General features: G+C 66.1%; 25 protein-coding genes. 11 read left to right on the top strand and 14 right to left on the bottom strand.

From position 1 onward, the window contains the following. Nucleotides 1-25: 25 nt before the first annotated feature. Nucleotides 26-805, bottom strand: a complete 780-nt coding sequence (locus tag G3W89_RS16730; protein ID WP_162575241.1) for an oxepin-CoA hydrolase, alternative type — start codon at nt 803-805, stop codon at nt 26-28. Nucleotides 806-819: 14 nt separating this feature from the next. Then, nucleotides 820-2,340 (bottom strand): 3-hydroxyacyl-CoA dehydrogenase, encoded by a 1,521-nt coding sequence (locus G3W89_RS16725; RefSeq protein ID WP_162575240.1) that lies wholly within the window; start codon nt 2,338-2,340, stop codon nt 820-822. 151 nt (nt 2,341-2,491) lie between these two features. Here G3W89_RS16725 and G3W89_RS16720 point away from each other — a divergent pair, with 151 nt between their 5' ends. Continuing rightward, complete coding sequence (locus G3W89_RS16720; RefSeq protein ID WP_162575239.1) at nt 2,492-4,618, top strand: hypothetical protein; 2,127 nt, start codon at nt 2,492-2,494, stop codon at nt 4,616-4,618. Here the strand turns inward: G3W89_RS16720 and G3W89_RS16715 are convergent. From G3W89_RS16715 to lexA, 4 genes are all read right to left on the bottom strand, one after another. After that, entirely contained in the window at nt 4,608-5,780 is a 1,173-nt protein-coding gene (locus tag G3W89_RS16715) for an MFS transporter (protein WP_162575238.1), read from the bottom strand. The two genes, G3W89_RS16720 and G3W89_RS16715, sit on opposite strands and share 11 nt — an antisense overlap. Beyond that, on the bottom strand, nt 5,777-6,784 hold the full coding sequence (locus G3W89_RS16710) for a D-2-hydroxyacid dehydrogenase family protein (RefSeq protein ID WP_162575237.1): 1,008 nt from the start codon (nt 6,782-6,784) through the stop codon (nt 5,777-5,779). The genes G3W89_RS16715 and G3W89_RS16710 overlap by 4 nt, the downstream gene beginning before the upstream one ends. 121 nt (nt 6,785-6,905) lie before the next feature. Continuing rightward, on the bottom strand, nt 6,906-7,238 hold the full coding sequence (locus G3W89_RS16705) for a hypothetical protein (protein WP_162575236.1): 333 nt from the start codon (nt 7,236-7,238) through the stop codon (nt 6,906-6,908). A 146-nt stretch (nt 7,239-7,384) separates the two neighbouring features. Further along, complete coding sequence (lexA, locus tag G3W89_RS16700) at nt 7,385-8,059, bottom strand: transcriptional repressor LexA (protein WP_162575235.1); 675 nt, start codon at nt 8,057-8,059, stop codon at nt 7,385-7,387. Between the two features lie 74 nt (nt 8,060-8,133). Between lexA and G3W89_RS16695 the strand changes: the two genes are divergently transcribed. Genes G3W89_RS16695 through G3W89_RS16685 form a run of 3 tightly spaced genes read left to right on the top strand, consistent with a single transcriptional unit; the run spans nt 8,134 to nt 10,039 of the window. Then, complete coding sequence (locus G3W89_RS16695; RefSeq protein WP_162575234.1) at nt 8,134-9,129, top strand: asparaginase; 996 nt, start codon at nt 8,134-8,136, stop codon at nt 9,127-9,129. Between the two features lie 4 nt (nt 9,130-9,133). Then, a complete protein-coding gene (locus tag G3W89_RS16690) occupies nt 9,134-9,550 on the top strand; it encodes a hypothetical protein (protein WP_162575233.1) in 417 nt (138 codons plus the stop codon). A gap of 15 nt (nt 9,551-9,565) precedes the next feature. Continuing rightward, nucleotides 9,566-10,039 carry a DUF6152 family protein gene (locus G3W89_RS16685; protein ID WP_162575232.1) on the top strand — a complete coding sequence of 158 codons (474 nt, stop codon included), beginning with the start codon at nt 9,566-9,568 and terminating at the stop codon, nt 10,037-10,039. 3 nt (nt 10,040-10,042) lie between these two features. On the opposite strand, the gene adk is transcribed toward G3W89_RS16685, so the two are convergent. The 6 genes from adk to G3W89_RS16655 form a co-directional block, all read right to left on the bottom strand. After that, complete coding sequence (gene adk, locus G3W89_RS16680) at nt 10,043-10,699, bottom strand: adenylate kinase (RefSeq protein ID WP_162575231.1); 657 nt, start codon at nt 10,697-10,699, stop codon at nt 10,043-10,045. Nucleotides 10,700-10,821: 122 nt separating this feature from the next. Next, entirely contained in the window at nt 10,822-11,583 is a 762-nt protein-coding gene (kdsB, locus tag G3W89_RS16675; protein WP_162575230.1) for a 3-deoxy-manno-octulosonate cytidylyltransferase, read from the bottom strand. A gap of 2 nt (nt 11,584-11,585) precedes the next feature. Beyond that, nucleotides 11,586-11,768, bottom strand: coding sequence for a Trm112 family protein (locus G3W89_RS16670; protein ID WP_068679561.1), 183 nt, complete (start codon nt 11,766-11,768; stop codon nt 11,586-11,588). Continuing rightward, nucleotides 11,749-12,729, bottom strand: a complete 981-nt coding sequence (gene lpxK, locus G3W89_RS16665; RefSeq protein WP_162575229.1) for a tetraacyldisaccharide 4'-kinase — start codon at nt 12,727-12,729, stop codon at nt 11,749-11,751. Before lpxK ends, G3W89_RS16670 begins: the two co-directional genes overlap by 20 nt. 1 nt (nt 12,730) lies before the next feature. Further along, on the bottom strand, nt 12,731-13,156 hold the full coding sequence (locus tag G3W89_RS16660) for an ExbD/TolR family protein (RefSeq protein ID WP_162577511.1): 426 nt from the start codon (nt 13,154-13,156) through the stop codon (nt 12,731-12,733). 76 nt (nt 13,157-13,232) lie between these two features. After that, nucleotides 13,233-13,865, bottom strand: a complete 633-nt coding sequence (locus G3W89_RS16655) for a MotA/TolQ/ExbB proton channel family protein (protein ID WP_162575228.1) — start codon at nt 13,863-13,865, stop codon at nt 13,233-13,235. Between the two features lie 311 nt (nt 13,866-14,176). Here G3W89_RS16655 and xseA point away from each other — a divergent pair, with 311 nt between their 5' ends. Together xseA and G3W89_RS16645 are read left to right on the top strand one after the other, a co-directional pair. Continuing rightward, nucleotides 14,177-15,487: an exodeoxyribonuclease VII large subunit gene (xseA, locus tag G3W89_RS16650; protein WP_162575227.1), complete on the top strand. Its 1,311-nt coding sequence runs from the start codon at nt 14,177-14,179 to the stop codon at nt 15,485-15,487. Between the two features lie 47 nt (nt 15,488-15,534). Beyond that, nucleotides 15,535-16,116, top strand: a complete 582-nt coding sequence (locus G3W89_RS16645; protein ID WP_162575226.1) for a superoxide dismutase — start codon at nt 15,535-15,537, stop codon at nt 16,114-16,116. Nucleotides 16,117-16,176: 60 nt separating this feature from the next. Here G3W89_RS16645 and G3W89_RS16640 read toward each other — a convergent pair whose 3' ends face one another. Beyond that, nucleotides 16,177-16,629, bottom strand: coding sequence for a DUF192 domain-containing protein (locus G3W89_RS16640; RefSeq protein WP_162575225.1), 453 nt, complete (start codon nt 16,627-16,629; stop codon nt 16,177-16,179). Between the two features lie 142 nt (nt 16,630-16,771). Continuing rightward, on the bottom strand, nt 16,772-17,089 hold the full coding sequence (locus G3W89_RS16635) for a cell envelope biogenesis protein TolA (RefSeq protein WP_162575224.1): 318 nt from the start codon (nt 17,087-17,089) through the stop codon (nt 16,772-16,774). Nucleotides 17,090-17,285: 196 nt separating this feature from the next. Between G3W89_RS16635 and icd the strand changes: the two genes are divergently transcribed. The 5 genes from icd (at nt 17,286) to sbcB (ending at nt 24,557) form a co-directional block, all read left to right on the top strand. Next, nucleotides 17,286-18,545 carry an NADP-dependent isocitrate dehydrogenase gene (icd, locus tag G3W89_RS16630; protein WP_162575223.1) on the top strand — a complete coding sequence of 420 codons (1,260 nt, stop codon included), beginning with the start codon at nt 17,286-17,288 and terminating at the stop codon, nt 18,543-18,545. Between the two features lie 221 nt (nt 18,546-18,766). Further along, nucleotides 18,767-19,126: an ATP-dependent Clp protease adapter ClpS gene (clpS, locus tag G3W89_RS16625; RefSeq protein WP_162575222.1), complete on the top strand. Its 360-nt coding sequence runs from the start codon at nt 18,767-18,769 to the stop codon at nt 19,124-19,126. Between the two features lie 54 nt (nt 19,127-19,180). Beyond that, nucleotides 19,181-21,499: an ATP-dependent Clp protease ATP-binding subunit ClpA gene (gene clpA, locus G3W89_RS16620; protein ID WP_162575221.1), complete on the top strand. Its 2,319-nt coding sequence runs from the start codon at nt 19,181-19,183 to the stop codon at nt 21,497-21,499. Nucleotides 21,500-21,583: 84 nt separating this feature from the next. Beyond that, nucleotides 21,584-23,041, top strand: a complete 1,458-nt coding sequence (gene cls, locus G3W89_RS16615; RefSeq protein ID WP_162575220.1) for a cardiolipin synthase — start codon at nt 21,584-21,586, stop codon at nt 23,039-23,041. A gap of 73 nt (nt 23,042-23,114) precedes the next feature. Next, nucleotides 23,115-24,557 (top strand): exodeoxyribonuclease I, encoded by a 1,443-nt coding sequence (sbcB, locus tag G3W89_RS16610; RefSeq protein ID WP_162575219.1) that lies wholly within the window; start codon nt 23,115-23,117, stop codon nt 24,555-24,557. Nucleotides 24,558-24,563 lie beyond the last annotated feature (6 nt).

The raw sequence follows: 24,563 nt of genomic DNA, 5'->3' as shown, positions 1-24,563 counted from the left end.
CGCTTGTCGCCCGAGGGACGCGCCATCACTCGTAGCGTGGCGTCTCTTTGGCGAGAAAAGCGGCGATGCCGATCCCGGCGTTGGGATGGTGGAGGTTTCGGACGAAGTGGTCGCGCTCCTGCGACAGCTGCGCGGCCAGCGTGGCGCCTCGCGCCTCGCCCAGGAGCTCCTTGATGCTGGCGAGCGAGTTGGGTGCACGTGCATTGAGACGATCGGCGAGGGCGAGCGCCGCCGCCAGGGCTTGGCCGCTCTCGGTCACCTCGTTGACCAGGCCGAGCGCGTGCAGGCGCGCCGCATCGATGCGCCCGCCCAGCATCAGCCATTCGCTCGCGATCTGGCGCGGCAGGGATTGCGCCAGGTGCCAGCTCAGGCCGCCGTCCGGCGACAGCGCCACGCTGCTGTAGGAGGCCGCGAACACCGCATCGCGCGCCGCGACGATAAAGTCGCACGCGATGGCGAGCGAGAAGCCGGCGCCTGCGGCCGCGCCCTCGACAGCCGCGATCACCGGTTTGGGGAAGGTGCGGATCGAGTCGATCCAGTTGTGCAGCGCCTCGATGCTCTCGGCCTGCACGGCGGGCTCGCGCTCGCGGTTGGCCGACAGGCGCTGCAGCGAGCCCCCGGCGCAGAACCATGCGCCTTCGCCCACCAGCACCACGCTGCGCACCTCGTCGCTGTTCTCGGCGCCGTTGAGCGCCTCGATGCCCGCGGCGTACATCTCGGGGCCGAGCGCGTTGCGCTGCGAGGGATTGGAGAGCGTGAGCACCATGGTGCCGCCTTCGCTCGTGCTTTTCAGTTCTGCGCTCATTCGATGCTTGTCTCCTACGCTTCGGGATGGGTGAGGCTCAGGCCCAGCGCGCCGCGGCGGCGCAGCCATGGGCTGGGGCGGTAGCGCGGATCGCCGTACACGGTCTGAAGATTGAACAGTACTTCCAGCAGGTTCGTGGGGCCGTACAGGTCACCCATTGCCAGCGGGCCCTGCGGATAGCCGAGGCCCAGCTTCACGGCCACGTCGAGATCGGCAGGCGAGCAGACCTGCTGCTGGCACATGTCGGCAGCGATGTTCACGATGGTGCCGATCACGCGCTGGGTGACGAAGCCGCCGCTGTCGCGGATCACGCTCACGGCCTTGCCGTCGCGCGCGAACAAGGCATGGGCGATTTCGCGCATGTCGTGCCGCGTCGCGGGATTGGTGGCGAGCACGCGGCGCTTCGTGGCGGCGTCGTCCACCATCAGGTCGATGCCGACCGTGCGTGTGGCATCGAGCCGCTCGACCGCGGCCACGGTGGTGACGTCGAAGCCCAGCGGCGCGACGAGGATCAGCGCGGCGGAGGAGGGCGTGGCCCCGCTTTCCAGTTGGGCGCCCAGCGTGTGCACCAGCTTCAGCAGGTCCGGCCGCCGTGCCGCGCGCGGGGAGACCCAGAGGGCCGGGTAGCCCTCGAGCGCCGGGGAGGGCGGCTCGGGCACTTGCTGCGCAACCCCGTCGACATAGCGGTAGAAGCCTTCTCCCGTCTTGCGCCCGAGCACACCGGCCGCGAGCCGCTGTGCGGTGATCACGCTCGGCCGGAAGCGCGGCTCCTCGTAGTACTGGCGGTAGATCGATTCCATCACCGGGTGGGAGACGTCGAGCGCCGTGAGATCCAGCAGTTCGAAGGGGCCAAGGCGGAAGCCCGCCTGGTCCTTGAGAATGCGGTCGATGGTCGCGAAGTCCGCCACGCCCTCGCCGGCAATGCGCAGCGCCTCGGTGCCGTAGCCGCGTCCGGCGTGGTTGACGACGAAGCCCGGCGTGTCCTTGGCCTGCACGGCGGTGTGACCCATCTGCGAGGCATAGGTGGCGAGTTGCCGGCAAAGCTCGGCGTCGGTCTTGAAGCCGGCCACGACCTCGACCACCTTCATCAGCGGCACCGGATTGAAGAAGTGGAAGCCCGCCATGCGCTGCGGCTGTGCCATCGCCGCGGCAATCGCGGTGACCGAGAGCGAAGAGGTGTTGGTTGCCAGGGCGGCAGAAGGTGCCACCACCGCTTCGAGTTCGCGAAACAGCTGGCGCTTGACCTCGAGGTCCTCGACCACCGCCTCGACCACCAGGTCGCAGCCGGCGAGCGCCTGCATCGAATCGACTGCGCGCACGCGCGCCGACAGTGCATCGCGCTGCGTCTCGTCCAGCTTGCCCTTCTCATGCAACTTCTGCCACTGGGCGATGAGGGCGTCGCGGCCGCGGACCGCGGCGCCCTCGAAGCTGTCGAGCAGCAGCACCTGGCTGCCGGCTTGCGCGGCGATCTGGGCAATGCCTCGCCCCATCGCGCCAGCTCCGATGATCCCTACGTTGGAAAACTGCACAGTCATTTGATAATTGTCTCTCGCTAAATCTGGCCGTGCGGGTGCGCATGCCAGAATGTGTCTACTTTCGATTACCTTTTCAGCTCTACTCATTTTGCAACCACCACGTTTGGCTGCGGCCCTGTTTCTACTCGGGTTCGCACTTGAATCGTCTGGCTTGACGATCGGGCGACCCCAAGGGGCCGTCTGGATCGGCAAGCCCCTGGATATCGTGGTTCCGCTTTCACTGGACGATGCCGAAACCGGCGGCGGGCTGTGCCTGGAAGCCGAGGTGGTGCAGGGCGATCTGCGCATCCCGGATTCGAGCGTGACGATATCGCTCGAGCCCGGACGCAGTGCCGCCAATTCGCGCATGCGCATCCGTTCGACTGTCGCGATCGACGAGCCGGTGCTCAATGTGAACGTGCGGGCGGGCTGTGAAACGCGCTCCACGCGCAGCTATGTGCTGCTGGCCGATGTGCCCACGCAAGCGTCCCTGCCCAATGTCGCCATGCCAGGCCCGCAGGCCGAGGCCGAAACACCTGCCACCCTACGTGCACCGCAGCGCGCATCTTCGCGCGGCGCGGGGACGGGTTCCTCTTCAGGTTCCGAGGGTGCGGCTCCCTTGCAACGCAACGGCGTTGCTGCCGCGCCGGCCGCAGGCACCCAGGACCGCGAGGCGCAGCCGCCGCGCCGAAGGGCCGCGCCGCCGCCACGCAAACCTGCAGCAGTGCAGCCCCGGACGTCAGCGACTTCTCGCGCCGCCACGCCGCGCGCAGAGACCACGCCAGGCGGCCCGGCTCCCGCACAGACGGCCGCGCCAGGCGGACCGCGCCTGCAGCTCGAGGCTGTGGAGCCAGTCCCCACCGCGGCGCCAGGCCTCAAGACCACGCCACAGCTGACGCTGCCCATGGCCGAGGACCCCGCGCGCCGCAGCGTCGCCGCTGCGGAATGGCGCGCACTCAATGCCGAGCCCGAGGCGGCGCAGCGCGAGGCCCAGCGCATGCAGGTGCTGGAGGCCACGCTGACCGCCCTGCGCGAACAGACGGCTCAAAACCAGCGCTCGCTGCTCGAATTGCGCACCGAACTCGCGCAGGCGCGGGAGGACCGCTATCGCAATCCGTTCGTCTACGCCCTCATCGGCCTGCTGCTGCTCGCGCTGATCGCCATCCTGCTGCTGTGGCGCCACGTCGCGCGCCGCGCCGAGCCGGCCTGGTGGCGCGAGCCCGCGTCCAAGCGCGATGCGGGCCCCACGCAACCCAGCGCCTTGGGCGAACTGCTCGATGACGAAGACGGAGGGCGCTCCGGCAGGCTGCGCAGTGCAAACGCCACCAGCTTCGGTGCAGCCACCTTTGCGGACCTGGACCCCGAGAACAACAGCGGCTTCGGCGATTCGCAGCCCCCTCCGCGCGCGGTGGACAGCATCCCGTCGAGGCCGGTCAACACCGAAGAGCTGTTCGATGTCCAGCAGCAGTCCGACTTCTTCCTCTCGCTGGGCCAGCACGACCAGGCCATCGCGGTACTCCGCGAGCACATCGCCACCAATCCCGGCACCAGCGCCCTGGCATACCTGGACCTGCTGCGCATCTACCATTCGCTGGAGCGCAAGGACGACTACGCGCGGCTGGCGGAAGAGTTCGAGCGCGCCTTCAATGCCGATGTTCCGGCATTCGAATATTTCAACGAGACGGGTAAAGGTCTCGAGCACTACCGCAGTGCGCTGGCGCGCATCGAGTCGCAATGGCCAGCGCCAGGCACCTTGGCGCTGATCGAGGAGTTGATCTTCCGCAAGCCCGGCGCGACCGAGGATGAGGCCTTCGACCTTGCGGCCTACCAGGAATTGCTGCTGCTCTACTCGGTCGCCAAGGAGGTCATCGAGCCGGGCAATGCGTCGCCCGCCCCGGTGACGCAGCCTGCATTCGTCGACACCTTCGGCCACGAGCAGCTCGCCACGACCCCCGCGCCGCTTGAAGCCAGGAGCCAGCCGGACCCCGTCGAGGACGGGCCGACCCTGCCGGACTCGATCTACGGCGCGATCGACGACACGCTGGGGCACGAGACCGTGCTGGCCCCCGAGGCCCCGGTCCCCGCCACCGATGTGCCGGATCGCGAGTCGCGGCACATCGTGCACCCCGATGCCAGCCTGGATCTGGCCGAGTTCGACAAGACAGCCTTCGAGACCATGCGGGCCCCGTTGCAGGCGCCGCCATCGCCAGCTCCATCGACCGACCCGCATGTGATCGATTTCGAACTCTTCGATCCGGATACCGAAGCCGAGATCGCGCCGAAGCCGGTCAAGCGCTGAAGGCCGCCGCGCGGGTCTGGGCGCGGTCGACGGCCAGGCTCAGCAACAGTGCGCACACCAGCATCGCGAAGCCGGCCCAGCTCATCCACGCAATGGCGTTGTTCGCCAGCAGCCACCCGCCGGCCGCTGCACCGACGGCTTGGCCCACGTAGATTCCGGAGCTGTTGAGGGCAACCGACCCGGGTGCGAGCCCGGGCGCCATCGAAACCAGCCGCGCCTGCTGCGCCGAGTTCGCGGCGAAGCAGCCCAGGCCCCAGGGAACCAGGATGAGTGCCAGCCCGGCAAGCGTCACACCCAGCGGCCACAGGAGCAGGCTCAGCGCGATCAGCGCGGTGGTGACGAGCACCATGCGCGGAGCACCCACACGATCGATCACCCGGCTCACGAGCATGTTGCCCACCAGGCCGCAGATGCCGAACCAGCCCCACACGAGGCCGAGCGCGGTGGCGTCGGCGCCGACGGTTTCGCGCAGCACGGGCGCGAAGTAGCTCATCAGCACGAACTGGCCCGAGCCCTGCAATGCGGTGACCGCTACCACCCCCATCAGCAGCGGGCTCTTGAGCACCTGCCCCCAGGCGGCGCGCGTCAAGGCTGGCGGGCGAATGCCGCGCGGCAGCTGGTGCCAGATCCAGGCCGCGCTCAGCAGCGACAGCACGCCAAGTGCAGCAAAGGCGGTGCGCCAGCCGAAATGGCCGCCGATCAAGGCGCCCATCGGCAGGCCGAGGACCGAGGCCATGGACCAGCCTAGAAAGACGAAGGTCACGGCGCGGCCGCGCTGATCCGGTGGCACCAGCAGACCGACGCAAGCCGCGGCCTGGGCCGTGAAAATCGCGGGCGAGATGACCGTCAGCATGCGCACGGCCAGCAGTGCGCCAAAAGTCGGCATCAGGGTCGCGAGGAAGTGGCCTGCTGCGTACCACAGCATGGTGCAGGCCAGCAGCAGCCGCCGGTCCCAGCCCGCGACCAGTGCGGCCAGCAAGGGCGCGCCGAAGCAGACGACCACTGCGCCTGCGGTGATCAACTGGCCCGCCGTGGCCGCGCTGACCTGCAAGGAATTGCTGAGCTCGTTGAGCGTGCCCGGCACCACCATGATCCCGGTGCCGATCACGAAGTTGCCCGCCAGCAGGGCCCAAAGCGACGCCGGCAGGGCCGCCCGCTTCAACGTCGCACCTGAAGCGCGCCCGGATTGACGATGTTGGTCGGGTTGCCCTTGATGAAGCTGACGACGTTGTCGAAAGCCTGGCCGAAATACATCTCGTAGCTGTCTTGCTCGACGTAGCCGATGTGCGGCGTGCAGATGCAGTTCTCCAGTCGCAGCAGTGCGTGGCCTTGCAGCGGCGGCTCGCTCTCGAAGACGTCGATTGCTGCCAGCCCGGGCCGCCCGCGGTTGAGGGCCGCGAGCAACGCATCCTGTTCCATCAGCTCCGCGCGCGAGGTGTTGACGAACAGGGCGGTAGGTTTCATGCGCGAGAGGTCCTCGAGCGTGACCAGGCCGCGGGTCTCCTCGGTCAGCCGCAGGTGGATCGACAGCACGTCCGCCGCGGCGAAGAAGGCTTCACGGTTCGGCGCCACCTGGAAGCCGTCGGAGCGGGCGCGTGCGCAGCTCTCTTCACGGCCCCAGATCACCACCTGCATGCCGAAGGCCTGACCATAGCGCGCCACCAACTGGCCGATGCGGCCATAGCCCCAGATGCACAACGTCTTGCCCTTGAGCACCGAGCCCAGCCCGAAGTTGGGCGGCATGGACGCGGACTTGAGCCCCGATTGCTGCCAGGCGCCATGCTTGAGGTTGCTGATGTACTGCGGCAGGCGGCGCATGGCCGCCATGATCAGCGCCCACGTGAGCTCGGCCGGCGCCAGCGGAGAGCCCGTGCCCTCGGCGACGGCGACGCCGTGCTCGGTGCAGGCATTGACGTCGATATGGTGGCCGGCCCGCCCCGTTTGCGAGATCAGCTTGAGCTTCGGAAGCTTTTCGATCAGCTGGCGCGAGATCTGAGTGCGTTCGCGGATCAGCACGATCACGTCGGCATCCTTGAGCCTCACAGAGAGCTGTCCGATGCCCTTGACCGTGTTGGTGTAGACCTTGGCGGCATACGCGTCGAGCTTGGAGGCACAGCGCAGTTTGCGCACTGCGTCCTGATAGTCGTCGAGGATCACGATGTTCATGGCGTGCCATTGTGCCTCGCACCACCCACGGGCTTGCGCGCCGTGCGCCAGAAGCGCAGGGCGCTGCTGGGGCATGCCCTGCGTTCGGGTGCACGGTGCGCCCGGACGCAGGGTGTGGCCGTCAATGCAGATGGCTGGGCGAAGGTGCGGTGCCTGCCGCTTCCAGGGCGGCCAGCCGGTCGAGCTCGGCGCAGACATCCGCCATGCGACCAGAAATCACGACTCGGCCGGTGCTCGGCTTGTTGTGTTGCGCATCGATGGTGCGGACCACCCGCAGCGGTCGGGCGGATGTCGGCAGGCGTGACGCTGGTGCGGCTGGACGCGCTGCACAACTGGGGCGGATGCCGACATAGCGGAGGCCCGAGGCGCTTCGCCGGCGCGACGGTATCCAACGGCTTGCCAGCGATTGAAGGGGCATGAACAGGTCGACGAAGCTGAGCAGAGCGATTCCCATGTGAACTCCATGAAGGTCAGAGATTGAACATAGGCAGGATTGCTTTCGTCGGCCGCAACAGGGTGATGGCCCTTGGCCATACGCCCGCCACCTGTCGCAGCCGTTAGGGCCGCATGAGCAAGGGACGCTCATGCCGCCTTGTGCGGCTACATCAGCATCGTGTTGCGGATCAGGCCGACTGCGAGGCCTTCGATCTCGAAGGGCTCGCCCGGCTGCACGATGATGGTGGGGTAATCGGGGTTCTCGGCGTGCAGTTCGATGATCTGCTTGTTGCGCTTGAGGCGCTTGACCGTGACTTCGTCGCCCAGGCGGGCTACGACGATCTGGCCGTTGCGGGCCTCCTTGGTGGCCTGCACGGCGAGCAGGTCGCCGTCCATGATGCCGGCGTCGCGCATGGACATGCCGCGCACCTTGAGTAGGTAGTCGGGCTGCCGCTGGAACAGCGTGTTCTCCACATAGTAGGTCTGGTCTACGTGCTCCTGCGCCAGGATAGGCGAGCCCGCAGCGACGCGCCCGATCAACGGCAGCGCGAGCTGGGCCATGCCAGGCAGCGAGAGCGAGAACTGGGTGTTGCGCGATTCGTTCAGCGAGCGCAGTGCGTCGCCCTTGAGCCGAATGCCGCGCGAGGTGCCGCTCACAAGTTCGATGACGCCCTTGCGCGCCAAGGCCTGGAGATGTTCTTCGGCGGCGTTGGCGGACTTGAAGCCCAGCTCGGCCGCGATCTCGGCACGGGTGGGCGGCGCGCCAGTGCGTGCGATGGCGCTCTGGATGAGGTCCAGAATCTGTTGCTGGCGAGCGGTAAGCTTCACGGCGAACTGCATTGACGACTCCTTGCGGCACTGGCTGAATATCCAGTACCTGTATTTTTAACCAGTTTCCGGAGCTTTGGCAAGTCATGGCCGAAAACATCAGCGAAGGCAATCGTCGTGTGGTCGTTCTCGGCACGGGCGGCACCATTGCGGGCCGCTCGGCAACAGCGGCCGATAACGTCGGCTATACCGCCGGCCAAGTGGGTGTAACCGAACTGCTGGAAGGCATTGCGGCACCCGCGGGCGTCGCGCTGTGGACGGAGCAGGTGGCGCAGGTCGACAGCAAGGACATGAGCTTCGGGATCTGGCGCCGCCTGGCCGAGCGCTGTGCGCATTGGCTTGCGCAGGCCGATGTAGCGGGCGTGGTCATCGCCCACGGCACCGATACATTGGAGGAAACGGCGTTCTTCCTTCAGTCCGTGCTGGCTCCGTCCAAGCCGGTTGTGCTGACCAGTGCCATGCGGCCGGCGACTGCGCTGACGCCCGACGGTCCGCAGAACTTGCGCGACGCCATCGTGGTCGCTGCAAGCCCTCGTGCGCGGGGGGTGGTAGCGGTGTGCGCGGGCGCCGTGCACAGCGCTTTCGATGTGCAGAAGGTTCACACTTATCGTGTCGACGCGTTCGGTTCCGGCGATGCGGGCCCAGTGGCCTATGTGGAGGAGGGTGCCTTGCGCGAGCTCAGGAACTGGCCTGCCGCGCCGTCAGAGCCGGCGCGTTTGTCCTTCGAGCTGATGCAGCAGGCTACCCACTGGCCTCGCGTGGAAATCCTGATGAGCCACGCGGAGGCGCGCGGCAGCATCGTCGACGCCCTGGTCCGGGAGCGGCAAGCTGGCGTTGCGGAGCCGGTGCAGGGCCTGGTGCTCGCAGCCACTGGCAACGGAACGCTCCATGAAGCTTTGGAAGCGGCTGCGCTTCGGGCGCAAGCGGCGGGCATTGCGGTCTTGCGCGCGACGCGCTGCCCCCAGGGCCGCATTCTTTCCACGCCGAATGCGTTGCTGCGGGACGCCGGCGCGCTGACGCCTGTGAAGGCGCGCATCGAGCTGGTGCTGCAACTGATGGCCACCCCGACCGGCGGCGCCTGAGCGCATGTTCGAGGCCTTGCGCTCGCACGCCTGGGCCTATCCGGCATTGGAGGCGGTGCACATCGTCGGCATCGCGCTTCTGCTCGGTAATCTGGTGGCGCTCGAGCTGCGGGTGTTCGGGCACGCTGCCGGCCTGCCGGTCGCGGCCATGGCCAGGCTGTCGCTCTCGATCGCGGCCGGCGGCTTCGCACTCGCGGCGGCCAGCGGTTCGCTGATGTTCGCCACCCAGTCAGCGGAACTGCTGACCAATCAGTCCTTCCTGATCAAGATGGGCCTGCTGGTGGCTGCCGGCTTCAATGCAGGGTGGTTCCATCTGCGCGGCTCCCTGCGCAAACTCGATGCAATGGCGCGGGTACAGATGTTGTTATCTACTGCGATCTGGCTGGCCGTCGTCTTTTGCGGCCGTTGGATTGCCTACTGAAGAGGAGCCTTCCCGATGAAACGTCGCCACATAGTCGTCGCCGCCGCATCCCTGCCGTTGGCCAGTCCGCTCGCCTGGGCGCACCACGGCTGGAGCAGCTTCGACCAGGACCGTCCGATCTACCTCGAAGGGACGGTGGCCCGGGTGCGCTGGCAGAACCCGCATGCGGAGTTGTTGCTCGACGTCCCGGCGGGGCTCAAGGTGCCAGCCGATCTGGCGAAGCGCGCCCTGCCGGGGCAGAGCGCGCCCATTGACGGACCGGGCTTGCTCGCGCGCGCGGCCGTGCCTCGCCGCACTGAGCGCCAGTGGGAGCTTGAACTCGCTCCGCTGACGCGGATGGAAGCCTGGAAAGTCGCGCAGATCAAGCCCGGCACCGCAGTCTCGGCGGTGGGCTTCACGTTCAAGGAGGAAAAGGGAGAACCCGTGATGCGCGTCGAATACCTGTTCGTCGACGGCAAGGCCTACGGGCTGCGTTCCAGCCCCGCCTGACGATCAGCTCGCCAGTGCGGCCAACGCGCGCTGGGTAATGTCGTCGACGCTGCCGACGCCACTGATTGCGCGGTATTTTGGCGCGACGCCAGGCTCAGCCTTGGCCCAGGCTGCGTAGTAGTCGACCAACGGCCGGGTCTGCTGACTGTAGACCTCGAGTCGGTGGCGCACGGTCTCTTCCTTGTCGTCGTCACGCTGAATCAGGTCTTCGCCCGTGAGGTCGTCCTTGCCTTCGACCTTCGGCGGATTGAACTTGACGTGGTAGATGCGTCCGGACGCCGGGTGCGAGCGGCGTCCGCTCATGCGCTCGACGATGTCGGCGAAGGGCACGTCGATTTCGAGCACGTAGTCGAGCTTGACGTTGGCCGCGCGCATGGCGTCGGCCTGCGGGATGGTCCGGGGGAAGCCGTCGAAGAGAAAGCCGTTGGCGCAGTCCGGCAGCTCAAGGCGTTCCTTCACGAGGTTGATGATCAGGTCGTCGCTCACCAGTGCGCCGGAGGCCATTACCGCCTTGGCCTCGAGGCCGAGTGGGGTGCCGGCCTTGACGGCCGCGCGCAACATGTCGCCGGTGGAGATTTGAGGAATGCCGTACTTCTGGCAGATGAAGGCAGCCTGTGTGCCCTTGCCCGCCCCGGGGGCGCCCAACAAAATCAGTCTCATGGTGTCCTCGGAGGTTCTTCGATCTTCTGTCGCGCCTCGCATGCCGGCGACGGCGTTGCATGGGCGGAGTTGCGTCGAGGATAGCACGCACTCTCGAGCGAACCCGGCCTATGGCGGGCGTATCAGGCGGCGAACAGGGCACGGACCCGCGCGAGGTCTTCGGGCGTGTCGATCCCCGGACCGGGCGCATGCCCGCTCACATGCACGGCAATGCGATAACCGTGCCACTGCGCGCGCAACTGTTCCAGTGCCTCGGTCGCTTCCACAGGTGCCGGCGGCAAAGCCGGGAACTGCCGCACGAAGCTTGCGCGGTAGGCATAGATGCCGATATGACGCAACGGTGCCGGGGAAGCCGGCAAGGTTGTGGGCCCATGCTTCGCGAAGCCGTCGCGCCACCAGGGAATCGGTGCCCGGCTGAAGTAGAGCGCATTGCCCCGGGCGTCGAGCACCGTTTTGACGACGTTGGGATTGAGGAAGTCCTCGAGGGAATCGATCGCATGCGCGGCCGTGCTCATCGCCACATCGGAATGTGACGCCAGGGTTTGCGCAACAGCGTCGATCAGCGAAGGATCGATCAGCGGCTCGTCGCCCTGGACGTTCACCACGATCTCGTCGTCCGCCAGGCCGAGTTGCACGCAGGCCTCGGCGAGACGGTCGCTGCCGCTGGCATGGTCGGTGCGGGTCAGCAAGACTTCCACTCCGTGCGCCTCGCATGCGGCGACGATGCGGGCGTCGTCGGCAGCGACCACCACCCGCTCGGCACCGGACTGCCGCGAACGCTGCGCGACGCGCACCACCATTGGCAGCCCGGCAATGTCCGCCAGGGGCTTGTCGGGCAGTCGCGTGGAGGCGAGCCGCGCCGGAATCAGGACGGCGTAGCGCAAGCTCAGAGCCCCAGTTCCTCGTCGGACAAAGTGCGGGCCTCGGTCTCGAGCAGCACGGGAATGCCGTCACGCACGGGGTAGGCGAGGCGGGCGCTGCGCGAGCGCAGCTCCTGCGCCTCGGGATGCCAGGTGAGGGGTCCCTTGGTCACGGGGCAGACGAGCAGTTCAAGCAGCTTGGTGTCCATCGAGCGATGATAGCTTTGCGTCGAGTGCGCGGAAGAAGCCCGGCTCGGGATGGAACACCAGCGGCAGCGCGAGCGCATCGGGCGCCCGGCGCCATAACTTGACCGCGTCTTTCTCGGTGCACAACAGCACGTAGCCTGTGCCCGGCGGCGGCTGCCACTGCGTGAAATCGTGGTGGTCGGACAGCGCAATGCACTGCTGTGGCGCGAGCCCGCGTTCGCGCAGCATCTGGAAAAAGGCCTCGGGCTTGGCGATGCCCGCAACCGCCACGAGCGGCCGACCTGCGAGGGATTGGAGCGGGACCGCCGTGCCATCCACCCGCAAGGCTGCATCGGCCAGCGAACGTTGCGCGGTGAAGCCGGCGAAAGCAGGGCGCGCGCCGGTGTGGAGCACCAGATCGCAGTGCCGTGGCCATCGCTCGCGCAAAGGGCCGGCCGGCAGCAGCCAGCCATTGCCCGTGCTGCGGTCGTCGAAGACGCAGATTTCGACGTCGCGTGCCAGCGCCAGGTGCTGCAGGCCATCGTCGCTCACGATGCACTGCGTGCCCGGATGCCGCGCGAGCAATGCACGCGCGGCCTCGATACGGCGCAGCGCCACGAAGACCGGCGCCCCGGTCGAACGGCGGATCAATGCCGGCTCGTCGCCGACCTCGCGCGGGTCGCTGTCCTCGTGCACTTCCCGGCAGTCGTCGGTCGCCCGGCCGTAGCCGCGCGACACCACGCCCACGTTCAGCCCGCGAGCCTGGAGATGGCGCACCACGGCCATGACGACCGGCGTCTTGCCGGAGCCGCCCGCGACGACGTTGCCGACGACGATCACTGGTACGCCGACGCGCTCGGTACCGAGGACGCCGAGGCGATAAAACACGCGCCGGACGGCTGTCAGCGCGCTGTAGACAACGGAAATGGGCCAAAGCAGTCTCGCGAGCACGCCGCGCTGCAGCCAGGCTCGCTGCAGGTCCAAACTAGCGTCCTGCCTGCGCGGCGGATTGGGTGGCGAAGGTGATCTGCATGAGTCCGGCGCGGCGCGCGGCTTCCATCACCGTGATCACCGATTGATGTGCGGCGCTTGCATCGGCGCTGATGACCACGACGCTGTCCTTGCCGCCAGTGGACGCGGCGCCCAGGGCTTCGGCCACCGCTTCCACGCTGCGATCGGCGAGCACGGTCTTGTTGATCGAATAGCGGCCGTCGGCGGAGACACCGACGATCACTTCCTTCGGATAATCGCGCTGGGCCTCGACGTCCGCAACCGGCAGGCGCAGCTGCATCTCCGTGAACTTGCTGTAGGTGGTCGACAGCATCAGGAAGATGAGCACGACCAGCAGCACGTCGATGAATGGGATCAGGTTGATCTCGGGCTCCTCCTTCGAGCCGTGGCTGAAGTGCATTCGCCTCATGCCCGGCCTCCTGCGAACCGGCCGCCGGCCGCCAACGCTACACGCAATGGGGGAAGCCTGACGGCGTTCATGACCGCAACGTGTTCAGGTGCCGGGCAAAGCGTTCGCCGGCGAGCTCGAGATTGAGCAGGTATTCGTCGACCCGGGTGCGGAAGTACCGCCAGAAGATCAGGGCCGGTATCGCGACGATCAGCCCGAAGGCGGTGTTGTAGAGGGCGATTGAAATGCCGTGGGCCATTTGCGCCGGGTTGCCGGAGCCGACTGCGCCAGTGCTCGGCGACTGAGAGCCGAAGATCTCGATCATCCCGATCACCGTGCCGAGAAGCCCGAGCAGCGGCGCTGCCGACGCGATGGTCGCCAGCGCCGGCAGGTAGCGCTCGAGCCGGTGCGCGACGATGCGTCCCGCGGCCTCCATCGAAGCGCGCAGGTCGTCCTCCGTCGATTGAGGGTTGGCATTCATGTGGCGGAAGCCGGCCGCCAGCACCTCGCCGAGTCCGGAGTTCTTTTCCAGCTTGGTCACCACGTCCGGACCCGGAATCGTGTTGCGCGAGACCGTGATGGCCTCGTCCAGCAGTTTGGGAGGAAGAACCTTCGAGGCCTTCAGGCTGGTGAATCGCTCGATGACCAATGCGAGCCCCACCACCGAACAGGCGAGCAGCGGCCAGATTGGCCAGCCCGCAGCAACTATGATCGAAAACAAGGAACCTCCGGCCCGTGGACTGCAAATGCGCGGCGATTATCCACCGTCGGCGGCAGTTGTTCCAATTTGTATTCGCCTGTCAGCCATCGCCCACAAGTTCTGTGGATAACTTTGTGGCTAACCCGCGGGGCAACGAGCCACCAGCCCCGGCCCATGGGCCTCCCGCTGGATCGACTGAATTTTGAGCAGCATTTTTTCCAATGAAATCAAAGGCTTGTACGTGAACTCGTGCCTGCGATACCCATGCACCCGAGGCACCGTGAGCCGTTCAGCTGCTTGTGGACGACTGGCCGCCCGTTACGCGCCTGCCCATGAGCGATTTTGAAGCACGGACCGGCGGGCCGCGGGTCTGGAACGTCGGCGCGCTGTGCCGCGCAGTGGCCGATACCCTCGAGGCGCGCTTCAATCCGGTCGGGGTGCGCGGCGAGATCAGCGGCTTCTCGCGCGCCGCCAGCGGTCACTGCTACTTTGCGCTGAAGGACGAAAGCGGCCAGCTGCGCTGTGCCATGTTCAGGCGTGCTGCGGGCCTGCTCGAGTTTCAGCCGCGCGACGGTGACCAGGTCGAGGTTCGCGGTCGCCTCGCGGTGTACGAACCACGGGGCGATCTGCAGTTGGTTGTCGAGAGCATGCGCCGAGCCGGCCAGGGTGCGCTCTTCGAACAGTTCTTGCAGCGCAAAACACGTCTGGAGGCCGAGGGCCTGTTCGATACTGCGCGCAAGCGAGCTTTGCCGGCCATGCCGCGCGCGATCGGTCTCGTGACTTCGCCGGGCGCTGCCGCGCTGCACGACGTGGTCACCGCTTTGCGGCGCCGCGTGCCGCACATTCCCGTGGTGCTGGCCCCTGCTGCCGTGCAAGGCGCCGGTGCGCCAGCGGAACTGACACGCTCCCTGCAAGCCCTCTACATGCTGCGATCGCCGGTCGACGTGATCCTGCTGGTGCGAGGCGGCGGCTCGATCGAGGATCTCTGGGCGTTCAACGACGAAACGCTCGCGCGCACGATCGTGCAGAGCCCGGTACCCATCATCAGCGGCGTTGGCCATGAAACCGACTTCACCATCGCCGACTTCTGCGCTGACCTCCGCGCGCCGACACCGACTGCCGCGGCCGAGCTCGTGGCAGCGCCGCGCGAGCTGTGGCTGGGTGCGCTGGCGCTACTCGAGGGGCGCTTGCGCACTGCGCTTTCCGCGCGCCTGGATGCACTGAGCCAGCGAGTCGACGACGCTGCCACGCGTCTCGCCCGCCCTTCGACGCTGGTGCTGCGCCAGCAGCTACGGCTGGCGCAGCATGCCCAGCGTTTTCGCCACGTCATGCTTTCGAGGATGCAGCGACTCGCCCAGGTCCAGCAGGGATTGCAAGCCGAGCTGCCTCTCGATTTCGCCCGCGCGCTGATGGAGCGGAAGGAACGGCTCGAGCGGGCGGCACTGCGGCTGCAACTGCTCGATCCGACGCTGGTTCTCGAGCGCGGCTATGCCTGGCTCACCGGCCCGGACGGTCGGGCGATCACCCGCACGCAGCAGCTGGCGCCGGGCGATGCGGTCCAGGCGAGGCTGGCCGACGGCACGGCCGACATGACGGTCGTGCAAACGGACACGACAGGACTGCGTCCGACGCGAGCCTCGTGATTCCTTTCTAGAATGCTTCATCCCACAACCAACCTGCGAGAAAAGACATGGAACACGTCCTCCCACCTCTGCCATACCCGTTGGACGCGCTGGCGCCCGAGTACTCGAAGGAAACGCTGGAATACCACTACGGCAAGCACCACAACGCCTACGTGGTGAACCTGAACAACTTGCAGAAGGGCACCGAGTTCGAAAACATGGAACTCGAGGAGATCGTCAAGAAGTCCAGCGGCGGCATCTACAACAACGCCGCCCAGATCTGGAACCACACCTTCTTCTGGAACTGCATGAAGCCTGCTGGCGGCGGCGAGCCCAGCGGCGCACTTGCCAAGGCGATCGATGCCAAGTGGGGCAGCTACGCGGCGTTCAAGGAGGCCTTCGTAAAGTCCGCCGTAGGCAACTTCGGCTCCGGCTGGACCTGGCTGGTGAAGAAAGCCGATGGCGCGGTGGACATCGTCAACATGGGCGCCGCGGGCACGCCCCTGACCACGGGCGATACGCCGGTGCTGACGGTGGACGTCTGGGAGCACGCCTACTACATCGACTACCGCAACTTGCGTCCGAAGTTCGTGGAGACCTTCCTGGCCAAGCTGGTGAACTGGGAATTCGCGGCAAAGAACTTCGGCTGAGCCGACCCGCTGCCACAAAAAAGCCGACCCGCGGGTCGGCTTTTTCATGGGCCGGTGCGCTCAGCGCCTGCTCGAGAACAGTTCACTGTTCAGCTTGGTGCCCTTCTTGATGTTCTTGCGGGCGAACCAGCCTTGGTTCATCTCGAGCACGAAGCGCACGGGCTCCTCGGAGCAATGGGAGTCGTCGGTCTGCGGCTTCATGTCGGCCGTGTTGACGATGCGACCGTCGTCGGCCACGAAGGCGGCGGTCAGCGGCAGCAGGGTGTTGCGCATCCAGAAGCACTGGGTGGCCGGCTGTTCGAACACGAAGATCATGCCCTCGTTCTGGGGCATCTCCTTGCGGAACATCAGGCCGATCTGTCGCTGTACCGGGGTCTCGGCGAGCTGGGCGTCGATCTGGTACATGCCCGCGGTCAGCCTGACGCGCTGCAGATCGGTCTGTGGCTGCTGAGCGTGCGCGGGCACGAGCAACGCGGCGGAGAGGGCGAGCAGGACGGACAGGCGCTGGAACATAGGAAACTTCGGGAATGGAATGGCGATCCTCGAGGACGCGGTCGTTCAACGGCGGCGGGGAATCGCCAGTTGACGGTGCACCGAGAGGCCAAAAAGAAAAGCGTTCCGAAGAACGCTTTTTCTTGTTTCAGAGCCGGATGGCTTACTGAGGCGTACCGCCTTGAGCAGGCACCGGCTTCTTGCCGCCGCCCTTGGCGGGACGGCGTGTGTCGCGCGAATCGCGGCGGGCTTGGGCGGCCTTGTCGGCGCCGGTGGCGGTCACGCCGCCGCTGCCTTCTGCAACCTTGCCTTGGTCTCCAGCGGGAGCCTTGACTTGACCAGCAGGCTTCGCAGCCCTCCTCGTTTCGGCGCGCTCAGCCGCCTTGCCCTGACCCTGGGGGTTGATCTCGGCGGGTTGGGTCTGCGCGAATGCGGCGGTGGCGAACAAGCCGGCCATCATGACTGCGAGAACTTTGCTCATTACAGGTTCCTCTGTGTGGAAATGGTTTGAAAACGCCTCCCGTCCAGCAGAAGGTCCGTCAACAACGAGGGCTATAAGGCCACGGTTGACAAGCCTTCCAGCTCCTCAGGTTGCGTCTAAAATTCTACGGCTATTCAGCCGGCTGGAAACGTAGTGTCTTCCTGCCTTCATTTCATCCCCCGGAGTTTTCACTCTCATGTCCAGCTATCAGCACATCAAAGTCCCGGCCGAAGGCCAGAAGATCACTGTCAATGCCGACAACTCCCTCAATGTGCCTGACCAGCCGATCATCCCCTTCATCGAGGGCGACGGCACCGGCCTGGACATCACGCCGGTGATGATCAAGGTGGTCGATGCGGCGGTGGCCAAGACCTACGGCGGCAAGAAGAAAATCCATTGGATGGAGGTCTATGCCGGCGAGAAGTCGACCAAGGTCTACGGTCCCGACGTGTGGCTCCCGGAGGAAACCCTCCATGCGGTGCGTGACTACGTGGTCTCTATCAAGGGCCCGCTGACTACCCCTGTCGGCGGCGGCATCCGCTCCCTGAACGTCGCCCTGCGCCAGGAACTCGACCTGTACGTCTGCCTGCGTCCCATCCAGTATTTCGAGGGGGTGCCCAGCCCGGTCAAGGAGCCGCACAAGACCCACATGGTGATCTTCCGCGAGAACTCGGAGGACATCTACGCCGGCATCGAGTTCGAAGCCGAGAGCGACAAGGCCAAGAAGCTCATCAAGATCCTGCAGGACGAATTCGGGGTCAAGAAGATCCGTTTCCCCAACACGTCCGGCATCGGCATCAAGCCGGTCTCGCGCGAAGGAACCGAGCGCCTGGTGCGCAAGGCGATCCAATACGCGATCGACAACGACAAGCCCAGCGTGACCATCGTGCACAAAGGCAACATCATGAAGTTCACCGAAGGTGGCTTCCGTGACTGGGCTTACGGCCTGGCGGCCAAGGAGTTTGGCGCCGAGCTGATCGACGGCGGTCCGTGGATGAAGTTCAAGAACCCCAAGACCGGCAAGGAAATCACCGTCAAGGACTCCATTGCCGACGCTTTCCTGCAACAGATCCTGCTGCGTCCGGCCGAGTACAGTGTTATCGCCACCCTGAACCTGAACGGCGACTACGTCTCCGACGCGCTGGCGGCCCAGGTCGGCGGCATCGGCATCGCTCCGGGCGCCAACCTGAGCGACACGGTCGCCATGTTCGAAGCCACCCACGGCACGGCGCCCAAGTACGCCGGCAAGGACTATGTCAATCCCGGCTCCGAGATCCTCTCGGCGGAGATGATGTTGCGCCACATGGGTTGGACCGAGGCTGCCGACCTGATCATCCGCTCCATGGAAAAGTCCATCGCGAGCAAGAAGGTCACCTATGATTTTGCGCGCCTGATGGACGGCGCGACCCAGGTGAGCTGCTCGGGCTTCGGGCAGGTCATGATCGACAACATGTAAATCGTGCCGCGCGACGCGCTGGCAGCTCCCACGCCCCGGCACCGCAAAGGCGCCGGGGCTTTTTTTCTTCGCCTCGGCACCAAATCTGCTCGGAGGGGCACGCTGCTTGCATGCGTTTTTAGTGGCAATCCAAGCACCCGCGTCTTGAATGTCACAAAGCTGGCACCAGTTGTTCCACCGCGGGCGCTGCAAGCTGCGGGCGGCTCGATAAAATGATTTTCATGGCTACCAAAATCCCCTCGACTCCTCCCAGTCCCCCGGCAGTGACGCCGGGGCGGGACGATGGCGATGCGGTCGTGATCGAGAGGCGCCCGCAGAAGACCGCGCCGCCGCAGATGTATCAGGTCGTGATGCTCAATGACGACTACACGCCGATGGAGTTCGTGATCGTCGTGATCCAGGAGTTCTTCAACAAGGACCGGGAAACCGCCACCCAGATCATGCTCAAGATCCATCTCGACGGGCGCGGTATCTGCGGCGTTTATTCTCGCGACATGGCGGCCACCAAGGTCAATCAGGTGATGGAGGCGGCGCACCAGGCCGGCCATCCGCTTCAATGCGTCAGTGAACCGGTTGAATAAATCGCGCTCCAACCCATCTGAAAATCTATTAACAGCAAGGCAAAAGGAAATCTCATGATTGCCCAGGAACTGGAAGTCAGCCTGCATATGGCTTTTGTCGAAGCCAGGCAGCAGCGCCACGAGTTCATCACGGTGGAGCATCTTTTGCTCGCTTTGCTGGACAACCCGAGTGCCGCGGAAGTTCTGCGCGCCTGCTCGGCCAACGTCGACGACCTGCGTGCGTCGCTCACCAATTTCATCAAGGACAACACGCCGCAGGTGGCGGGTACCGACGACGTCGACACCCAGCCCACGCTCGGCTTCCAGCGCGTGATTCAGCGCGCCATCATGCATGTCCAGTCCACGGGCAACGGCAAGAAGGAAGTCACCGGCGCCAACGTGCTGGTCGCGATCTTCGGCGAGAAGGACTCGCACGCCGTCTACTACCTGCACCAGCAGGGCGTAACGCGCCTGGACGTCGTGAACTTCATCGCTCACGGCATCAAGAAGAGCGATCCGCCCGAAGCCACCAAGAGCAGCGGCGAATCCGCTTCCGAAGGTGAAGAAGGCGGCGGCGAGAAGAACGAGAAGTCGTCCCCACTCGAGCAGTTCACGCAAAACCTCAACCAGATGGCGAAGGACGGCAAGATCGACCCGCTGATCGGCCGCGAATACGAGGTCGAGCGCGTGATCCAGATCCTGTGCCGGCGCCGCAAGAACAACCCGCTCCTCGTCGGAGAAGCCGGCGTCGGCAAGACCGCGATCGCCGAAGGCCTCGCGTGGCGCATCACGCAGGGCGACGTGCCGGAAATCCTGGCCGAGTCCCACGTGTACTCGCTCGACATGGGCGCGCTGCTGGCCGGCACCAAGTACCGCGGCGATTTCGAACAGCGCCTGAAGGGCGTGCTCAAGTCCCTCAAGGACAAGCCGAACGCAATCCTCTTCATCGACGAAATCCACACGCTGATCGGTGCCGGCGCCGCCTCGGGCGGTACGCTGGACGCCTCGAACCTGCTGAAGCCCGCCTTGTCGAGCGGCGCGCTCAAGTGCATCGGGGCGACCACCTTCACCGAGTACCGCGGCATCTTCGAGAAGGATGCGGCCCTGTCGCGTCGTTTCCAGAAGGTCGACGTGGTCGAGCCGACGGTGCAGGAAACGGTCGACATCCTGAAGGGTCTGAAGTCGCGCTTCGAGGAGCATCATGGTGTGAAGTACGGCGTGGCTGCGCTGCAGGCCGCGGCAGAATTGAGCGCCAAGTACATCAACGACCGTCACCTGCCCGACAAGGCGATCGACGTGATCGACGAAGCCGGTGCCGCCCAGCGCATCCTGCCCGCGAACAAGCGCAAGAAGACCATCAGCAAGAGCGAGGTCGAGGAAATCGTCGCCAAGATCGCGCGCATTCCCCCGGCCAACGTCTCGAACGACGACCGCGGCAAGCTGCAGAACATCGAACGCGACCTGAAGAGCGTGGTGTTCGGCCAGGACAAGGCGCTCGAGGTGCTGGCCTCGTCCGTCAAGATGGCGCGTTCCGGCCTGGGCCGCGACGACAAGCCGATCGGCTCCTTCCTGTTCAGCGGCCCCACCGGCGTCGGCAAGACCGAGGCGGCGAAGCAACTGGCCTACATCATGGGCATCGAGCTGATCCGCTTCGACATGTCGGAGTACATGGAGCGCCATGCGGTGAGCCGGCTGATCGGCGCGCCTCCGGGCTACGTCGGTTTCGACCAGGGCGGTCTCCTCACCGAAGCCATCACGAAGAAGCCGCACGCGGTGCTGCTGCTCGATGAAATCGAGAAGGCGCATCCGGACATCTTCAACGTGCTGCTGCAGGTGATGGACCACGGCACGTTGACGGACAACAACGGGCGCAAGGCCGACTTCCGCAACGTGATCATCGTGATGACCACCAACGCGGGCGCCGAGACCATGAACAAGGCGACCATCGGCTTCACGAACCCGCGCCAGTCGGGCGACGAGATGGGCGACATCAAGCGCCTGTTCACGCCGGAATTCCGCAACCGGCTGGATGCGATCGTGAGCTTCAAGTCGCTCGACGAGCAGATCATCCTGCGCGTGGTCGACAAGTTCCTGCTGCAGCTCGAAACGCAGCTGGCCGAGAAGAAGGTCGATGTCACCTTCACCGACGTGCTGCGCAAGCACCTGGCCAAGAAGGGCTTCGATCCGCTGATGGGCGCCCGCCCGATGCAGCGCCTGATTCAGGACACGATCCGTCGCGCCCTGGCCGACGAGCTGCTGTTCGGACGCCTGCAGGAAGGCGGCCGTCTCACGGTCGACCTCGACGACAAGGAAGAGGTCCAACTGGACATCCAGCCGCTGACGAAGAAGGAAGGGCGCGCCAAGCCCGAAGCCGAAGAGGCCGCCACGGGCTGATCTGCGATCGTTGGGGACAGCGTCCCAAGGCCGGTAGCATTCGCGCTACCGGCCTTTTCTTTTGCACGAACCCCTCTTCGCCCCTTGATCCTCCCCGAGCTCAGCCAGGAATGGAAGACCGGCCTCTCCCTCGCGTGGAGTGGCTACATTGCGGTGCTTTCCGTCTGGATCGTGATGCAGAAGCGGGCGCCGGTCTCGACGATGAGCTGGATCCTCTCGCTGGCGCTGCTGCCTTTCGCGGGGTTCCTCATCTACTACTTCCTCGGGCCGCAACGCCTGAAGAAGCAGCGCCTCAAGCGGCTGCGCAGCCGCGCAATTGCCCAGGCGCCTGCCGATGTGGCGAGCCTGCGCGCGGCGGCCGAGCGGGCGCCGCCGTCGCTGCGCCAGATGGCCGCGCTCGGCACGGCGGCCTGCGGCCTGCCGGTATCGAGCGCGACAGCCGCCGAACTGCTGTCAGGCGGCGCCCGCACCTTCGACGCGATCTTTGAGGCCATCCGCGAGGCGCGCGACCACGTCCACCTCGAGTACTACATCTTCGAGCCCGACCAGACGGGCACGGCGCTGCGCGACCTGCTGATCGAGCGGGCGCGCAACGGCGTCACCGTGCGCCTGCTGCTCGATGCGCTGGGCTCCAAGCGGATCGGCCGCCGCTTCATGGCGCCCATGCTCGAGGCCGGCATCGAAGTCGCGCTGTTCCACGACACCCGCATCGGACGTCGGCTGCGGCCGGTGACGAACTACCGCACCCACCGCAAGATCGTGGTGTGCGATGGCCGCGTCGGCTTCACCGGCGGCGTCAACATCACCGACGAGGAAGACCGCCGCATCCGGACCGACGCCTACCACGATGCCCACCTTCGCATCGAAGGCAGCGCGGTGCGCTGGCTGCAGACCACCTTCCTCGAAGATTGGACCTACGCCACCGGCGAGGACCCGCGTCGCATCAATCATGCGCTCGACCTCCTGCTGCCGCGTCTGCCGGGCCAGGATGGCGCAGGCGACATCCCGGTGCAGATCGTCACCAGCGGCCCGGACAGCGGTCTCGAAGCCATTCATCGCATGCACGTCGCGGCCATTCATTCGGCCGCGCACCGAGCCTGGCTCACAACACCGTACTTCGTGCCGGGCGAACCTGGCCTGATGGCGTTGACCAGCGCTGCGCTGCGCGGCGTGGATGTGCGCCTCTTGGTGCCGCGCCGCAGCGATTCGCTCATCGTGAGCGCAGCCGCGCGCTCGTACTACGACGAACTGATCGCCGCGGGGGTCAAGATCTGGGAGTACAAGGCACGCATGCTGCACTCCAAGACGCTGGTGGTCGACGACAACTGCGCGATGATCGGCACCGCCAACTTCGACAATCGCAGCTTCAGGCTCAATTTCGAGGTGTGCGCCGTGATCTATGGCCCGGCGCTCGCCGTGCCCCTCGCTGCGCAGTTCGAGACCGACCTGCACAGCGCTGCAGCGATTCGTGGCCAGCGGCCCCAGCGTTTCCTGCGCCGTCTTGGCGATGCAACTGCTCGGCTGTTCTCGCCGCTTCTGTAGGTGGTGGGGTCGGGAGCGGGCGTCCGAACGCAAAGGACGCGAACGTAAGAAAGAGGAGGGAGAAAGTATCTTGATGACGAAGCAGACTTTTCTTTGGCACGACTACGAGACCTTCGGGGTTGTGCCGCGGCGCGATCGGCCGGCGCAGTTCGCGGGCGTTCGCACCGATGCCGAGCTCAACGAGGTCGGCGAGCCGCTGATGATCTATTGCAAGCCTGCGCCGGACTACCTGCCGAGCCCGGAGTCCTGCCTGATCACCGGCATCACGCCGCAGCTGTGCCTCGAGCGCGGGGTGCCCGAGCACCAGTTCGCTGCGCAGATCGAAGCCGCGTTCTCGCAGCCCGGCACCATCGGCGTGGGCTACAACACCATTCGCTTCGATGACGAGGTGACGCGATTCCTGTTCTGGCGCAATCTCATCGACCCCTACGCGCGCGAGTGGCAGGATGAGTGCGGCCGGTGGGACCTGCTCGATGTGGTGCGCCTGTGCTATGCGCTGCGGCCCGAGGGCATCGAGTGGCCGAAGAAGGAAGACGGCTCGCAAAGCTTCAGGCTCGAAGACCTGGCGCGCGCCAACGGGCTGCTGCACGAAGCGGCCCACGATGCGCTGTCGGACGTGCGCGCCACCATCGCCGTGGCGCGCCTCATCCGCACGCGCCAGCCCAAGCTCTTCGACTTCGCGCTGGGGTTGCGCAAGAAGGACCGCGTCGCCGCGGAGCTCGGGCTGCCCGCCATGCGCCAGACCGCACGGCCCTTCCTGCACGTCTCGGGCATGTTCCCGGCCGACCGCGGCTGCCTCGCCGTGATGTGGCCGCTGGCGAGCCACCCGACCAACAAGAACGAACTGCTGGCCTGGGACCTCGCGCACGACCCGAGCGAACTTCGCGATCTCGACATCGCGACCCTGCGACTGCGCCTCTTCACGCGCAGCGCCGACCTGCCCGAAGGCGTGCTGCGCCTGCCGCTGAAAGGCGTGCACCTCAACAAGTCGCCGATGGTGGTCGGCAACCTGAAGACGCTGGCCCCGGCCATGGCGACGCGCTGGGGCATCGATCTCGATGCGGCGATGCGCCACGCCGCGCTGGCGGCGGCCCTGCCCGACATGAGCGCGATCTGGCCGCAGGTCTACGAACGGCCCCGCGAAGAGACGCCCGATGTCGACGAGGACCTCTATGGCGGCTTCGTCGGCAATGGCGACCGCCGCCGGCTCACGCAGTTGCGCGGCCTGTCGCCCGAGGAGCTGGCGCGCGCGCGCACCGGCTTCGACGATCCGCGGCTCGAAGAGCTGGTGTTCCGCTATCGCGCGCGCAACTTTCCCGACACGCTCGATGCCGAGGAGGCCGAGCGTTGGGAAGCGCACCGCGCTGCGCGCCTGCTCGAAGGCGAAGGTGGGGCGCGCAACGTCGATCAGCTTTTCGCCGAAATCGACACGCTGGCCGAGACAGCCGACGAGCGCGGCGAGGAACTTCTCGGTGCCCTGTATGAATATGCCGAGGCCATTGCGCCTTCGACCTGAAGCAAG

This window comes from Variovorax sp. PBL-H6 (genome assembly GCF_901827155.1).
Lineage (GTDB): Bacteria > Pseudomonadota > Gammaproteobacteria > Burkholderiales > Burkholderiaceae_C > Variovorax.
The sequence above is the reverse complement of the archived record's forward strand: the minus strand, read 5'-3'. Positions and strand labels throughout refer to the sequence as shown.

What these genes read in the sequence shown, in the direction of transcription:
- G3W89_RS16730 (WP_162575241.1), bottom strand. Translation starts at nt 805, where the DNA reads ATGAGCGCAGAACTGAAAAGCACGAGCGAAGGCGGCACCATGGTGCTC.
- G3W89_RS16725 (WP_162575240.1), bottom strand. Translation starts at nt 2,340, where the DNA reads ATGACTGTGCAGTTTTCCAACGTAGGGATCATCGGAGCTGGCGCGATG.
- G3W89_RS16710 (WP_162575237.1), bottom strand. Translation starts at nt 6,784, where the DNA reads ATGAACATCGTGATCCTCGACGACTATCAGGACGCAGTGCGCAAACTG.
- G3W89_RS16705 (WP_162575236.1), bottom strand. Translation starts at nt 7,238, where the DNA reads ATGGGAATCGCTCTGCTCAGCTTCGTCGACCTGTTCATGCCCCTTCAA.
- lexA (WP_162575235.1), bottom strand. Translation starts at nt 8,059, where the DNA reads ATGCAGTTCGCCGTGAAGCTTACCGCTCGCCAGCAACAGATTCTGGAC.
- G3W89_RS16695 (WP_162575234.1), top strand. Translation starts at nt 8,134, where the DNA reads ATGGCCGAAAACATCAGCGAAGGCAATCGTCGTGTGGTCGTTCTCGGC.
- G3W89_RS16690 (WP_162575233.1), top strand. Translation starts at nt 9,134, where the DNA reads ATGTTCGAGGCCTTGCGCTCGCACGCCTGGGCCTATCCGGCATTGGAG.
- G3W89_RS16685 (WP_162575232.1), top strand. Translation starts at nt 9,566, where the DNA reads ATGAAACGTCGCCACATAGTCGTCGCCGCCGCATCCCTGCCGTTGGCC.
- adk (WP_162575231.1), bottom strand. Translation starts at nt 10,699, where the DNA reads ATGAGACTGATTTTGTTGGGCGCCCCCGGGGCGGGCAAGGGCACACAG.
- G3W89_RS16670 (WP_068679561.1), bottom strand. Translation starts at nt 11,768, where the DNA reads ATGGACACCAAGCTGCTTGAACTGCTCGTCTGCCCCGTGACCAAGGGA.
- G3W89_RS16660 (WP_162577511.1), bottom strand. Translation starts at nt 13,156, where the DNA reads ATGCACTTCAGCCACGGCTCGAAGGAGGAGCCCGAGATCAACCTGATC.
- xseA (WP_162575227.1), top strand. Translation starts at nt 14,177, where the DNA reads ATGAGCGATTTTGAAGCACGGACCGGCGGGCCGCGGGTCTGGAACGTC.
- G3W89_RS16645 (WP_162575226.1), top strand. Translation starts at nt 15,535, where the DNA reads ATGGAACACGTCCTCCCACCTCTGCCATACCCGTTGGACGCGCTGGCG.
- G3W89_RS16640 (WP_162575225.1), bottom strand. Translation starts at nt 16,629, where the DNA reads ATGTTCCAGCGCCTGTCCGTCCTGCTCGCCCTCTCCGCCGCGTTGCTC.
- G3W89_RS16635 (WP_162575224.1), bottom strand. Translation starts at nt 17,089, where the DNA reads ATGAGCAAAGTTCTCGCAGTCATGATGGCCGGCTTGTTCGCCACCGCC.
- icd (WP_162575223.1), top strand. Translation starts at nt 17,286, where the DNA reads ATGTCCAGCTATCAGCACATCAAAGTCCCGGCCGAAGGCCAGAAGATC.
- clpS (WP_162575222.1), top strand. Translation starts at nt 18,767, where the DNA reads ATGGCTACCAAAATCCCCTCGACTCCTCCCAGTCCCCCGGCAGTGACG.
- clpA (WP_162575221.1), top strand. Translation starts at nt 19,181, where the DNA reads ATGATTGCCCAGGAACTGGAAGTCAGCCTGCATATGGCTTTTGTCGAA.
- sbcB (WP_162575219.1), top strand. Translation starts at nt 23,115, where the DNA reads ATGACGAAGCAGACTTTTCTTTGGCACGACTACGAGACCTTCGGGGTT.